We start from the raw sequence: 12933 nt of genomic DNA, 5'->3' as shown, positions 1-12933 counted from the left end.
ATCTATGAGTCAAAACCGTTCGTTTCCGGACGATTTTATCTGGGGCGCTGCGACCGCGTCCTATCAAATCGAAGGGGCCGCTGCCGAAGATGGCAGAGGACCGTCGATTTGGGACACGTTTTCGAAGACGCCGGGCAAGGTATTACACGGCCACACGGGTGACATCGCCTGTGATCACTACCATCGCTACGAATCTGACGTAAAGCTCATGGCGGAATTGGGAATCCGTTCTTATCGCTTTTCCTTGGCTTGGCCCCGCGTATTCCCAGCGAAGGGAAAGGTTCTAGACAACGGGTTTGATTTCTACAAGCGGTTATTGGAGCAGTTACACAAGCATGGCATCACCCCGGCGGCGACGATTTACCACTGGGATCTACCACAGTGGATTGAAGATGAGGGCGGTTGGTCGAACCGAGCCGTCGTGGATTATTATCTCGAATTTGCAGAAAAGGCATTTCGGGAGCTTGGCGATCAAATTCCAATGTGGATTACGCACAACGAACCTTGGTGTGCATCGTTGCTGAGCTACGGCATCGGCGAGCACGCGCCAGGTTTGCGCGATTGGCGACGGGCCTATCGTGCAGCACATCACCTTTTGCTCTCGCACGGCGAGGCGGTGAAATTGTATCGTTCACTCGGGTTGAAGGGCGAGATCGGCATCACGCTCAACCTGACGCCCGCGTATTCCGCCTCCGACTCGCCGCAGGATGTAGCTGCGGCCGCGCGCCAAGATTGCTTTTCCAATCGCTGGTTCCTCGATCCGCTTTTCAAAGGCGAATATCCGGCCGAGTTCATGGAGAGGGTGGAGCGCTTCTGTGGCGATTTAGATGTGGTCCGCGCTGGGGACATGGAGGCCATCGCCACAAAGATGGATTTTCTCGGCATCAACTTCTATACGCGCTCCTTAGTTGCGGATGACCCAAACGACCCGCTGCTTGGCGTGAAGCACCTGAAGACGGACAACCCCGTGACCGACATGGGTTGGGAAGTGTATCCTGATGCGTTGTATGACCTTTTACACCGCTTGCAAAAGGATTACACGGATCTCCCTATCTACATTACGGAGAATGGGGCAGCGAGCGCCGATGTGGTCGAAGATGGAAATGTGCATGATGCAGATAGAATCGCGTACTTGCATCAACACCTGGAGGCGGCGCGTAAGTTTATTTCGGAAGGCGGGAACTTGAAGGGATATTACCTTTGGTCCTTGCTGGATAACTTTGAATGGGCTTTCGGTTATACCAAACGCTTTGGCATCATTTACGTCGACTATGATACCCAAGAGCGCATTCCGAAGGACAGTTTCGAGTGGTATCGCCAGGTGATCGCCGCAAATAGCTTGCCAGAAACCGTGCAAGGAACGGTATAAGCTTCATAACTAGATTGAAATTGCAAAAGGCCAGTGGGTAGTATCCCTGGCCTTTTGCAATTACGTGTCCCATGGCACATGAAACCAGGCGAGGAAAAGCGACATGATGAGTCCAGACAAGCCGACGGAAATCCGCCAGTTTTCGTTGTGAAGCCACATGACGAAAAACATGCAGGCATCCAGTAATAGCGACCAACCAAATGACCAACCGTGACAATAGATAATTTCATGGGTCGCACACAGCAAGGCCTCATAAATCCCGTAGACCGCGAGAAAGCACAAACCGTAGATGATTTTCGCCATCGGCCGGCGCGGCATGTTCCGCAGAAACAGTAGGGTGGTACAGGGGAGGAGAACAAATATTTGCACCAATTGCGAAAACTTGTCCGTCATCAGCCACCAGCGCGGATGATACCAAAGTGGGTAGCCTCGGCACAGAAGATTGTACAACAGTGCGATCACGGTCACCCAAAGCACGCTTTTGCAATATTGAGTAAGACATGGATGTGTTTTTGTAGCGAAAACAATCACGAGAAATATTGCAGAAAAGGACAATATCACCACACGGATCGCCTCAACTCCCATCTTCAAGCGTATCCAGTGTGCCGATCAACCATGCGGTAGACACATGACATTGCTGCGGGCATCCGACTGCGTATTTGCCATCGCTTCCGGAAACACTGCTACTATAGGTGCAAAGGATGGGATGGGCATGGCGCACGCAGGTCTTGCGGATATCGGCTTATTGGTCGTTCGCTTGGTGATGGGTTTGACGTTCATTGGACACGGCACGCAAAAGTTGTTTGGCTGGTTCGGTGGAGCCGGGATCTCCGGAACCGGACAGTGGCTTGAGAGTTTGGGATTTCGTCCGGGTGGCCGAATTTGGGCCGTCGTAGCCGGAACGTTGGAATTTCTTGCGGGCGCTATGCTGTGTGTAGGCATTTTGTTGCCTGTGGCGGCCGTCTTTATCATCGTGGTCATGCTGGATGCCATCATTACGGTTCACTGGCGCAATGGGTATTGGGTCGATCGCGGAGGATTCGAATACAACGTCATGTTGATGGCAACCGCGTTCGCCTTGGCTTGTGTCGGTCCGGGGAACTATGTGTTGTTTACGTTGCCGTGATCGGACAATACGTTACAGTAAACGCAAAAGGGACTTCGGAAGAATTCCGAAATCCCTTTTCTATGGTGCGGTCGAGAGGACTTGAACCTCCACGGGGTTGCCCCCACTAGAACCTGAATCTAGCGCGTCTGCCGATTCCGCCACGACCGCGCGTCTCATCGAGACAACGATTAAAGTATACAAGGAATTTAGGTGGATTGCAACGAATATTTTCGATCGGACGAAAAAATTTTATGTCTGAAGCCAAGGGGGTTGCCCAATGAGGTTCACCAAGATGCATGCGCTTGGCAACAACTATATCTACGTTTCAACCGCAGAGACACAGCTGCCTTCTTTGGACCTTGCCGAGTTGGCAAGGCGTGTGAGCGACGTGCGTCGCGGCATTGGCTCTGATGGATTGATTGTGATTCAGCCTTCGGACGTGGCGGACGTGGGGATGCGAATTTGGAACTCGGATGGGTCGGAAGCGGAATCGTGCGGCAATGGCCTGCGTTGCGTTGCGAAATATGCGTATGAGCACGGGCTTGTCGATACAGGAGTGTTCTCCATCGAGACGAAAGCGGGCGTCGTGGAAGCGCGGGTACATATGGATCGTCATGGGCGAGTGCCCCTGGTGACCATTGATATGGGGCAGGCGAGCTTTGGTTCGTCTGTTGTGCCTTACACGGGGGTGCATCGCGGAGACGACGTGGCGGTGGATATCGATGGCGTCCCGGTCTGGGGTACGCTCGTCAGCGTGGGCAATCCCCATTTTGTTGCGTTGGTCGACCGCGTCGATGACGAGGAGGTTTTGCGCATAGGGTCCCGCATTGAATCCCATCCGGACTTTCCTGAACGAATGAATGCGGAATTTGTGGCGGTCAAGTCGTCAACTGAGATCGATTTTCGCGTCTATGAGCGCGGGTCCGGCGTGACCTACGCGTGTGGAACGGGTGCTTGTGCGAGCGTGGCCGCCTTGGCCCGCAAGGGATTGGTCGGAAGCAAAGTGACCGTGCACCTGCTTGGGGGCGATCTCGACATCGAATTGCGGGATGATGGGCATATCTTGATGACCGGTGAGGCTGTCACGGTCTGCGAAGGAGATTACTTCGTTTGAGTCAATAAAAGTGGCGCTTACCGACCGTCATACGGCGATAAGCGCCACGCCGGCGAGGATGACGCCAACCCCAACCCAGCGCAGGGCAGGAATGTGTTCGTGAAACACGAACATGGATACGAGAATGGCAAGTACATATGCCAAACTTTGCAACGGGTAGAGCAGGCTAAGCGATAGCTTGTTGAGCAGAAAAATCCAGATGACAGTAGCGACCACGTAAAGAACAATGCCTGCAATGACCCATGGCGAGAACATCGCGACGACAATAGACCGAATGTCCGTTAAATCGCGGTGCTGAAGGCCATACTTCCAGAGCGTTTGTCCTCCTACCAAAAGACATACGTTGGCCAGAATCAATACGACGTACAGCATGGAAACGCGCCCTTTCGCCGTCGGCTGCTGCCGGTCTTCAATCTTTGAACTCATTTTGCAACAGCTCGTAATTGTCCCGGTGGTTGCGGACAATCGTATCCAGAATAAACCCACACGTGAGCGAGTTGGTCGCAAGTACCATCAGACCGACAGCTAATATGGCCGATGGCATCTTCGCAATCCGACCGCTCGCGAAAAATTCGGTAATGACTGGAATGCCTACGGCGAGGCCGGCGATGAAGAAAAGTAAGGCAACCGTGCCGAAGAAGGCGAGCGGTTTATAATCTTTGAAAATCCAGAACACCGTCTTGAGCACGCGGATGCCGTCGCTTACGGTATTCAGTTTCGATTCGCTGCCCGGTGGCCGATCTCGATAGCGGATCGGGATCTCGATAATCCGGAAACGCTTGTCCAATGCATGCAATGTCATCTCTGTCTCAATTTCAAAGCCTTCGCTTTGAATCGGCATCGTCTTGGCAAAACGCCGATTAAAGACGCGATACCCAGTCATGATATCGCGCAGTTGGGATCGGAACAGGCGATTGATCAAAGCCTTCACAAACTGGTTTCCGAAGTTGTGAAACGGTCGTTTGTTTTCACTCGAATACGATCCATCCGAGTGGCGATCACCAATACTCATGTCCGCCTCGCCAGCAGCCACAGGCTGGATTAAATCATGCACAAATTCGGCGGGATACGTATCGTCGCCGTCGATCATCACGTAAATATCGGCGTCGATATCGCGAAACATGGAGCGTACGACATTGCCTTTTCCTTGGCGAAATTCTCTTCGCACAATGGCACCTGCCGCGCGCGCGATATCGGCTGTACGGTCCCGGGAATTGTTATCGTACACGTAAATATCGGCATCAGGCAATTCCCTTCGAAAGTCGGCAATGACCTTGCCGATGGTCAGTTCCTCGTTGTAACACGGGATGAGTACCGCAATCCGCATTGAGTTTTGTTCCTCCGTTTGTCGTTAGTCCCCTTGCGAAGTTGGTGTAGCACCGGCTCTGCGGAGCCAAAGTTGTTGTAGTCCATACAGCACGACGCCCACGCCGAGAAAGAAGAACGGCATGGTTGGATACGCATAGCGATTGATGGGGATAAACGGCAGTTGCACGACGATGAGAAAGAGCGCAAGTGCCGCAATCCACCGCAAATACGGGAACCATGCACTCATCAGAAGGCCAATCGCCCCGACGACGACCCACAAGATATGCAGGTGAGCGTAGGCAAAGGTGGCACGCGTAAGGAGTCCCGCGTGTTTTGCCAATGTAGAATTATACCAGGGTGTGTCGAATAACAGACCAATCTTGTCGAGAGTATACCATTTTAAATACATCAGTGGGTGAGTATGAAAACCAGCTTCAATCCGATGAATAGCCAATGCCTTTTGCTGTTCTAAAGACAATCCACTACTTAAAGAAACGTCCTTTTCAAAATTTGGGTCCGAACCATACAACAGTGGATTCGCCGAGTCGAGGTCCGTCAGGATCAATTGGTGCATGACCACGGCGTTGCGGATCCACCAAGGCAGCATGAACAATACGAAAACGCCGACATACGAGGCGAATTCGCTTAGCCAGTGCCGCCATTGCGTGCGTACTGCGCGATCAAAAAGCAACAGCAACGGCGCCACGGCAAGCGGCATGACGCTTGGTCGAACCAATGTGGTCACGGCCAGCCAAAAACCTGCCACGCCAAAATGCCAAAGCGTTTTATCGCGAATGGCTGTGAGGAACGCAAAGGTAAACGCCAAGAGACAAGGAATGTACAGGTTCTCGGTTAGCAGCTGATTGTTCGCGTAGATGACAGGCGGATACACGAGCCAAAGCAGGGCTCCGATGAAGCTGGCCCAGCGCGGAAGGCAAAAGCGCATCAGCCTATACACGAGCATGACGGTGACCACAGAGAGCAGGTGTTGTACCGTCTGTGCCGTATGCATCGCCACTTGGTGACTTTGCGAGAACAAGGAAGCAAATCGGTAAATTAGGGACAGGAAGAGCGGATATCCCGGCGTCACTTGCGCCGCAGGGCCCCAACTCCAATAGGAGTATAGATGCAAGGCGTTGAGCACGGTGGCTGAGTGATCGTAATAATATGCGTCCCCAAAAAGTATCACTGGTTGTTTCCACGCACTTACGATGAAATACATATGAAACAACACTGCGAGCGCAAGTAAGATAAGGCTCCAGAGCCACGTCTTTGATGCAGAATGTGTGGGGGTCAAGTGCGAGATTCCTCCTCAAGATTTGCTCGTTGCGAGCGGTCTCGTCTCTGGTGTAAGGGAACTGATTGGGCGCAACGAGCGGTTACAGACGTTGTTCTGTCAAAAACGCGTATGTATGCAGCCGTGTTTAGCCCATTTCGACAGTGAAAATGGCCGCTGCACGGCGAGATGACCCATGATGGGCCAAAGGGTAGCCAGCTTTCATGTTAAAAGTTTGCGTGATTCCGGTCAATTTGATATTCCACGAAGTTCTTTCAGAACGGTGACGGCGTAGGCATGGGGGTCATAGGATGGGCCAGAGATGGCTGTCGAAGGGGAGAATGCCTATGTCAGAGCAAGCCTTGCCTATACGGATGAGGCAGGTATTTCAACCGTTACATCCGGCTTGGGGGATCCCTTTACGCGATCTGCGCCGTTCATTGTACGCAGAACAGATTATGTCAGCGCTTATCGATGAGCTTCAGGTCTGCGAGCATAGCGCGAAGATCACGGCAAAGTTGGGGCTGATCCAACAGGAAACGAGCCGCATGCGGGGTGTCGCGATCGGTCACTGTATTCGTTTGCACTTCATACCGGACGAGGCGTCAACGGAACAGGAACGCACGCGCCAGTTGCTCCTCATCGCCATGCGCCGTGCCGATGAAGCGGATGAACATGCGGAACGCGAACTCACCGGACTCCAAAAACCCTATGTAGAGGCGGAATGGCTTCGTTCGTTAGGGTTGTGGCATCGTGAACGGAGGCGTTGGCTACATAAGGCACTAGCGGCCCTCGCGCGGGAGGAGGAGTAAGCAGTTCGTGGGTGAGCGTGGTACACTTCTTCTGACTCTTGTACGGAAGGACGTGTACACATGGCAGGCCAGCCACTCCAATTCGATATGTCTACATTGTGCAAAGGAGGTTCATTTGAGCTCGCGCTTCTCGATCTCGACGGTACGTTGTGGCGCGGCAGCGACGTGATTGAGGGGGCGCCGGAGTTCGTCGAGCGGTTGCGACATTCCGGCATACGACCAGTCTTTTTTACCAACAATTCCTCGCGGACGCCCGAGGCTGTGGTTGCTGCGTTGCAGCGTATGGGCTTTACGGCGTCGGTCGACGAGGTTTGCACGTCGGCCCAGGCTGCAGCTGACGCCGTGTCGCAGCGGGTGCCACAATCGGGCGCGATCGTCGCATATGTGGGCGGAGAAGGGCTGCGCGAGGCGCTGCGGAAAGCCGGATTCGACGCGCGTCGAGCCGACGGGAAGGACATTCGCGAACCGTGGGTGAAGCTGGCACAAGCGGCGGCAGTTGGCCTCGATCCAAGTGTGACATATGGCGATCTCGCCGTCGTATCTCGTATCGCCTATCGCGTAGGTTGGTTCGCCTTGACGAACCCTGACGTCCGACTTCCTGTCGAGGACGGATTCATGCCCGGCAATGGCGCAATTGGGGCATTTGTCGCTGCCGCCTCGAGCGCCGAGGTCGTTGTGACAGGCAAACCGGACCCTTCGTTTGTGCGATATGCTTTGTCGCGATACGGCGTGCCAGTGGACCGAGCCTTCATCGTCGGCGACAATTTGCACACGGATATTTTAGCGGGCAACCAAATAGGGGTCTACAGCGTATTCGTCCGCTCTGGCATTAGTGGAGAGCCGAAAGATGGCGATCCGCAACCCGATTTGATTGTGGATTCGGTAGCAAATCTTTTTCGACAAAACGCTTGAGAGATTGTGATAAAATCGCGATTTTATGCGGTTTAGCGGCGATCTCGCCACGTCTTGTCACACGCACATCTAGCGTGTATAATGCGAATGTTTCTTTGGTGACACCACATATGTGGGTGTTTGATGGACGAGCTAAGGTGGTGACTCGGGTGAAGTGTCCGTACTGTGACGCTGAGAACACGCGTGTTGTCGAATCGCGTCCGGGGGAGGACGGCAGCACCATCCGGCGCCGTCGCGAATGTGTCAACGAAGCTTGTGGTCGCCGATTTACGACGTATGAGCGCGTTGAACAAAGGCCGCTCATGGTGGTTAAGAAAGATCAGGAGCGAGAGGAATTTTCGCGTGAAAAGCTATATCGCGGCCTGATGCGGGCATGCGAAAAACGCCCCATTTCGGTCGAGCGGCTCGAATCGGTATGTGCTGATATTGAACGGGCGTTGCGCATGGAGTACGAGCGGGAAGTGCCTTCGTCGGCCATCGGTGAGCGGGTGATGGACGAATTGCGGGAACTCGACGGAGTTGCCTATGTACGATTCGCTAGCGTATATCGCGAATTTCGAGATGTGGAAACATTGGCTAAGGAAGTACTCTCACTTTTAGGAGAAGCAGGAAAGGCGCGCTGACGGGGTGCGCGGGATGGAGGATACATATGTCGAATGCAACGGAGACGCCGATGCTACAGTTTACTGAAGATGACTATTTAGGTCCGACCGGCGAGAAAATTTTGGCGGATCGCTACCTACAGAAGGATGTGCGCAAAGACTCGCTCGTTGTGGGATCCCTTGTGGTGGCCGTTTTGGACACGAAACGTGCGTATCACGAATTGGCCCGCGTCGTTGCCATTGATAGCGAAGCGTCGCAAGTGACAGTGGAGTTGCGAGATGGCGTTCAGGAGACATTGCCGTTGCATCAGGTGGATGTATTGCTGGAAACGACGCCGCGCGAAATGTGGCGCCGTGTCGCCCGTGGAGCTGCTGCAGTCACCAATGATCCGGCGCGTTGGGAAGAAGCGTTCTATCAATTGCAAAACCGTTGGCGCTATGTGCCCGGTGGTCGCATCAATGCGTCTATGGGGACAGGTATGCAGACGACGAGCTACAATTGTTTTGTCATCCCTAGTGTTGGACCCACGCTTCGCGATTACGCGGAATCATTTGGGCAGACGCTCGAGATTCAGGCTCGCAGTGGCGGCGTCGGGATGAATTTGTCGCGCATCCCACCCCAAGGCACGCTCGTGCCTGTGTCGAGTGCGTCACGCAAGTCCGAGCTCTGTCTGGTACTCGATGTGTGGCATGGTGACGTGTTCGATTTCCTTGAGGCAGACTATCCGAATTCGACCAAAGTGATACGCATCAGTCAGGCGTTTCTAAGGGCTGTGGAAGAGGATGCTGACTGGACGTTCCAGTTTCCTGACACTTCCGTCGAGAATTACGACGAACTGTGGGATGGTCGAATCGAAAACTGGATTGCAGCCGGACGCCCGGTCATTGAATCTGGCACGGTTTCGGCGCGCGAACTATATGATCGAATCTTGCAAAGCGACGTTAAGGTGCTTCCAGAAGTGGTGGGTGTGGTTCTTTATCCCGGAGATCAGCGAAGTACCATTGCATCGACGCTCGGGGATATGTGGGAATGTATGCGCGAGGGCAAACGGGTCAGCGTGATTTTGTCCTCACTGCGCCCGCGTTACAGTTATGTTCGAGGCGTAAACGGCCGTTCCTCTGGCGCGTATTCGTGGGGGCAGCTGTATGATAAAGGGAATCAAGTGTTTGGCGACGGCTTCGGACCTGTCGGCGTCGGCGAAATTATGAGTGTCGGATGTCAATTGACATTGCAGGGCGGATCGCGCCGGGGAGCGCTCATGTTGATTTTGAACGACCGCCACGCAGACATTTTGCGCTTTATCCGCGCCAAACAGGTCGATGGTGTCATCACTGGTGCGAACATTAGCGTTGGCATTTCCGAGCGCTTCATGCAAGCAAAGGCCGCTGATGAGCCGTGGCAAATCGGCTTTGTCACGGGAGAAACAGCACAGACGTTCGATGGCGATTTCGAGACTTGGCTGGCTGACGGAAAGCCGTTTGCAGCGACGCAGACGCTTTCGGCGCGCGAGCTCTGGGATGAACTGTGTTTATCTGCCTGGAAATCAGCTGAACCGGGCGTCGTCTTTCTTGGACGTGCAAACCGGATGAGTAACTCTTGGTATTTCAATCCGCTGGTTGCCACGAACCCCTGTGGTGAGCAACCCTTACCGGCAAACGGCATTTGCAACTTGGGCGCCGTGGTCTTGGCCCGTTTTGCCAATGGGTTCCGAGACAGTGGGGTACGTACGGAGTTCCAAGATAAAGACCGGGAAAGCTACGTTCGTTCCTGTCTACGAAAGCACTTTTCGGAATCTGAAGCCGAGTTTTTACTCCATCACATTCGTTGGGAGGAACTTGAGCAGACCACGCGTAGCGGCATTCGCTTTCAGGACGCCGTGATCGATGCGACATATTATCCTTTCGAAGAAAATCGAATCAATCAGATGTCGGAGCGCCGTGTCGGACTCGGTATCATGGGTTTACATGATTTGATGCTTTACTGTGGCGTCCGATATGGTTCCGAGGAAGCTGTGAAACTCATTGACGCTGTACTGGGACTGATGGCGGAATGGGCATATCTCGAGTCAGTAGAGCTGGCGAAAGAAAACGGGCCATTTCCGAAGTTTGACGCCGAACTGTATTTGCAGTCCGGGTTCATGCAACAGATGGCCGCTCTGCGTCCACACGTCGTCGAGGCAATCCGCCGCTATGGAGTGCGCAATGTGACGACCATGACCATTGCACCGACAGGCACGACAGGCACTATGGTTGGTTGCTCGACTGGATGTGAACCATATTATGCCTGGACATACTTCCGCAATTCTCGCCTTGGCATGTTTGAGGAACACGCATCCATCGTCGATGAGTACTTCCAGACGCACCACGGTGAGAAGGAATTGCCTGCCTACTTCGTCACGGCAATGGAATTGACACCGGAAGAGCACGTTCGCGTGCAGGGCGCCTTACAGAAGTGGATCGACAGTTCAATTTCCAAGACATGTAATGCGCCTAACTCGTACACGGTCGAGGATACGAAGCAATTGTACGATCTCGCGTACGAACTCGGTTGCAAAGGCATCACCATTTATCGCGATGGTTCGCGTTCGGAGCAGGTTTTGTCGCTGAAGGCTGATGAAGAACATGCTACCGAGGAGAACCATGTGCAGTCGGGGCGGGAGCAGTCATCCACACCCGAGCCTGTGGCAGCACTTGCAGCGATGGCTGGCTACGTGAAGCGCAAACGGCCCGATGTGTTGTACGGTGCGACATACCGCAAGGAAACGCCACTTGGCAAGGCGTTTATCACAATCAACGACGATCCCGATACACATGTGGCAACAGAGGTGTTCGTCAATATTGGCAAGGCGGGATCCGATGTCTATGCGGCGAATGAGGCATTAGGTCGAGCCATCACACTATACCTCCGCGATTCGAACAATCCTCATCGCGAGGCGGAATTGGTCAAGCATTTCTCAGGAATTGGCGGTTCGAATGCCGTTGGCTTTGGTGATCGTCGGATTACGTCGGTTCCGGATGCGATTGCGAAGGCGCTGATTGAGCATGCTGAGACGTTCCCAATGCGTCAGCTTGCGTATCATGAGTGGGCGAGTGGTCAGGAAACGGTCACGACAGAGCAGGTGCAACCAGAGCGGGTCGAACTGCGTTCATATTCAATTGCAAAAGACTGGTGCCCTGAATGTCACCAACACACCTTGATTCGCACCGGTGGTTGTTATGAATGTGAGGCATGCGGTTATAGTAAGTGTTAACCGAACGGGATTTACATGTTTGAGCGGTTCTCGAGATTGGCAGCAAGTAAAAACAGGCGTGGGGAGCGTTGTTGCCCACGCCTGTTTGTCCATGATGTTCAATTCAGCCGCGTATGCGAGGAGAGGTGAGTCGGTATGAAGCCTGAGTTCAAGCATATTGTTGCGAAACGAATCCTAACCGAGGCCAGGGGATATTTAGACGTTGGTTTCACGCACTCATTAAATCCGTATCGTGGTTGCACTTTTGCTTGCGCCTATTGTTATGTGAGAGAAATGCCAATTCAGAAATTTCATGCTGTCCCATGGGGAGAATGGGTCGACGTGAAAAGCAACGCGGCTGAAAATTACAGTATGGAAATGGTTAAGCTCCGTAGGAGGCAGAAGCCCGTCCATATTTTTATGTCCTCCGCGACCGACCCTTACCAGCCGATTGAACGTCAGGCTGGAATCACAAGAGCATTGCTTGAAGCGATGTTGAATTATCCGCCCGATGTGCTTCAAATTCAGACGCGGGGGCCGCTTATCACAAGGGACATAGAACTTTTAGTTGAACTCAAGAAGTGCTGTGATTTGCTGGTGTCCGTGACCGTCGAGACAGATCGAGATGACATCCGGCGAATTTTTGCTCCTTTTGCCCCAGGCATACAAGCAAGGATCAAGGTTTTACAGCAGTTGCATGAGGCTGGAATTGCAACACAGGCAGCCATCTCTCCGGTTCTGCCATTCTCTGCGGAATTTCCGAAATTATTGAGTGGGAAGGTGGATCGCATCTGGATCGATACGCTAAGCATTGGGGATGGTTCCTTTGGCAAGCGTTCCGTCCGACTTGGGATGCCCAGACTTTTTGATGAACATGGGTTGTCCAAGTGGTATCGACCCGATTTACATACCATGGTGGCCAAGCATTTCACGAAATACTTTCCGGAATGGATGATTCGGGTCTCAAGGTCAGAGGCCTTTCCATTAGCGGGCGAGGGAAAAGTGAAAAGTCATCGCTGCGACGTGACGCGAGGACCATCACATCAGGATATGGATTAGACATGAACGAAAGCGTTTCGTTCCTCCATTTGCGGAGGCTCTTCCATTCATCCGTTTAGGATCATCCATTTTGCACCCTCATGTGCGTACTCAAAAATATCTTTCAAAAAAATGGCTTGCTAGATGTGAGCGACTTCAACCGT

At 53.2% G+C, this 12933-nt stretch carries 12 protein-coding genes and 1 tRNA gene; 8 read left to right on the top strand and 5 right to left on the bottom strand.

The genetic code is table 11. The annotated features are described in order from the left end of the window. The first annotated feature begins 4 nt into the window (after positions 1-4). Positions 5-1369, top strand: a complete 1365-nt coding sequence (locus tag BLU70_RS05875) for a GH1 family beta-glucosidase (RefSeq protein ID WP_074692614.1) — start codon at positions 5-7, stop codon at positions 1367-1369. Between the two features lie 60 nt (positions 1370-1429). Here BLU70_RS05875 and BLU70_RS05870 read toward each other — a convergent pair whose 3' ends face one another. After that, positions 1430-1954, bottom strand: a complete 525-nt coding sequence (locus BLU70_RS05870) for a CBO0543 family protein (protein WP_338082081.1) — start codon at positions 1952-1954, stop codon at positions 1430-1432. 121 nt (positions 1955-2075) lie between these two features. Here BLU70_RS05870 and BLU70_RS05865 point away from each other — a divergent pair, with 121 nt between their 5' ends. Then, positions 2076-2495 (top strand): DoxX family protein, encoded by a 420-nt coding sequence (locus BLU70_RS05865; protein ID WP_006446762.1) that lies wholly within the window; start codon positions 2076-2078, stop codon positions 2493-2495. A gap of 63 nt (positions 2496-2558) precedes the next feature. Here the strand turns inward: BLU70_RS05865 and BLU70_RS05860 are convergent. Beyond that, a tRNA-Leu gene (locus BLU70_RS05860) sits at positions 2559-2645 on the bottom strand. A gap of 109 nt (positions 2646-2754) precedes the next feature. Here BLU70_RS05860 and dapF point away from each other — a divergent pair. Continuing rightward, on the top strand, positions 2755-3591 hold the full coding sequence (gene dapF, locus BLU70_RS05855; protein WP_040289283.1) for a diaminopimelate epimerase: 837 nt from the start codon (positions 2755-2757) through the stop codon (positions 3589-3591). 27 nt (positions 3592-3618) lie between these two features. On the opposite strand, the gene BLU70_RS05850 is transcribed toward dapF, so the two are convergent. The 3 genes from BLU70_RS05850 to BLU70_RS05840 are packed head-to-tail and all read right to left on the bottom strand — an operon-like array spanning position 3619 to position 6196. Continuing rightward, the gene (locus BLU70_RS05850) at positions 3619-4017 is read right to left on the bottom strand and encodes a DMT family transporter (RefSeq protein WP_006446760.1); all 399 of its coding nucleotides are present in this window, start codon (positions 4015-4017) and stop codon (positions 3619-3621) included. After that, complete coding sequence (locus tag BLU70_RS05845; RefSeq protein ID WP_074692610.1) at positions 4001-4918, bottom strand: glycosyltransferase family 2 protein; 918 nt, start codon at positions 4916-4918, stop codon at positions 4001-4003. The genes BLU70_RS05850 and BLU70_RS05845 overlap by 17 nt, the downstream gene beginning before the upstream one ends. A gap of 24 nt (positions 4919-4942) precedes the next feature. Continuing rightward, complete coding sequence (locus tag BLU70_RS05840) at positions 4943-6196, bottom strand: glycosyltransferase family 39 protein (RefSeq protein ID WP_074692607.1); 1254 nt, start codon at positions 6194-6196, stop codon at positions 4943-4945. A 326-nt stretch (positions 6197-6522) separates the two neighbouring features. Here BLU70_RS05840 and BLU70_RS05835 point away from each other — a divergent pair, with 326 nt between their 5' ends. The 5 genes from BLU70_RS05835 (at position 6523) to BLU70_RS05815 (ending at position 12790) form a co-directional block, all read left to right on the top strand. After that, positions 6523-6987: a hypothetical protein gene (locus BLU70_RS05835; RefSeq protein ID WP_074692604.1), complete on the top strand. Its 465-nt coding sequence runs from the start codon at positions 6523-6525 to the stop codon at positions 6985-6987. 60 nt (positions 6988-7047) lie between these two features. Then, complete coding sequence (locus BLU70_RS05830) at positions 7048-7899, top strand: HAD-IIA family hydrolase (RefSeq protein WP_006446756.1); 852 nt, start codon at positions 7048-7050, stop codon at positions 7897-7899. A gap of 149 nt (positions 7900-8048) precedes the next feature. After that, positions 8049-8522: a transcriptional regulator NrdR gene (gene nrdR, locus BLU70_RS05825; RefSeq protein WP_040289278.1), complete on the top strand. Its 474-nt coding sequence runs from the start codon at positions 8049-8051 to the stop codon at positions 8520-8522. 26 nt (positions 8523-8548) lie between these two features. Further along, entirely contained in the window at positions 8549-11752 is a 3204-nt protein-coding gene (locus tag BLU70_RS05820) for an adenosylcobalamin-dependent ribonucleoside-diphosphate reductase (protein ID WP_006446754.1), read from the top strand. Between the two features lie 135 nt (positions 11753-11887). Then, positions 11888-12790, top strand: coding sequence for an SPL family radical SAM protein (locus tag BLU70_RS05815; protein ID WP_074692602.1), 903 nt, complete (start codon positions 11888-11890; stop codon positions 12788-12790). Positions 12791-12933: the final 143 nt, after the last annotated feature.

This window comes from Alicyclobacillus hesperidum, from assembly GCF_900107035.1.
Classification (GTDB): Bacteria; Bacillota; Bacilli; order Alicyclobacillales; family Alicyclobacillaceae; genus Alicyclobacillus; species Alicyclobacillus hesperidum.
This window is presented reverse-complemented; position numbering and strand designations above follow the sequence as displayed.

Coding starts and splice junctions, on each gene's coding strand:
- BLU70_RS05875 (WP_074692614.1), top strand. CDS start 5: ATGAGTCAAAACCGTTCGTTTCCGGACGATTTTATCTGGGGCGCTGCG.
- BLU70_RS05850 (WP_006446760.1), bottom strand. CDS start 4,017: ATGAGTTCAAAGATTGAAGACCGGCAGCAGCCGACGGCGAAAGGGCGC.
- BLU70_RS05820 (WP_006446754.1), top strand. CDS start 8,549: ATGTCGAATGCAACGGAGACGCCGATGCTACAGTTTACTGAAGATGAC.
- BLU70_RS05845 (WP_074692610.1), bottom strand. CDS start 4,918: ATGCGGATTGCGGTACTCATCCCGTGTTACAACGAGGAACTGACCATC.
- BLU70_RS05835 (WP_074692604.1), top strand. CDS start 6,523: ATGTCAGAGCAAGCCTTGCCTATACGGATGAGGCAGGTATTTCAACCG.
- BLU70_RS05865 (WP_006446762.1), top strand. CDS start 2,076: ATGGGCATGGCGCACGCAGGTCTTGCGGATATCGGCTTATTGGTCGTT.
- BLU70_RS05815 (WP_074692602.1), top strand. CDS start 11,888: ATGAAGCCTGAGTTCAAGCATATTGTTGCGAAACGAATCCTAACCGAG.
- BLU70_RS05870 (WP_338082081.1), bottom strand. CDS start 1,954: ATGGGAGTTGAGGCGATCCGTGTGGTGATATTGTCCTTTTCTGCAATA.
- dapF (WP_040289283.1), top strand. CDS start 2,755: ATGAGGTTCACCAAGATGCATGCGCTTGGCAACAACTATATCTACGTT.
- BLU70_RS05830 (WP_006446756.1), top strand. CDS start 7,048: ATGGCAGGCCAGCCACTCCAATTCGATATGTCTACATTGTGCAAAGGA.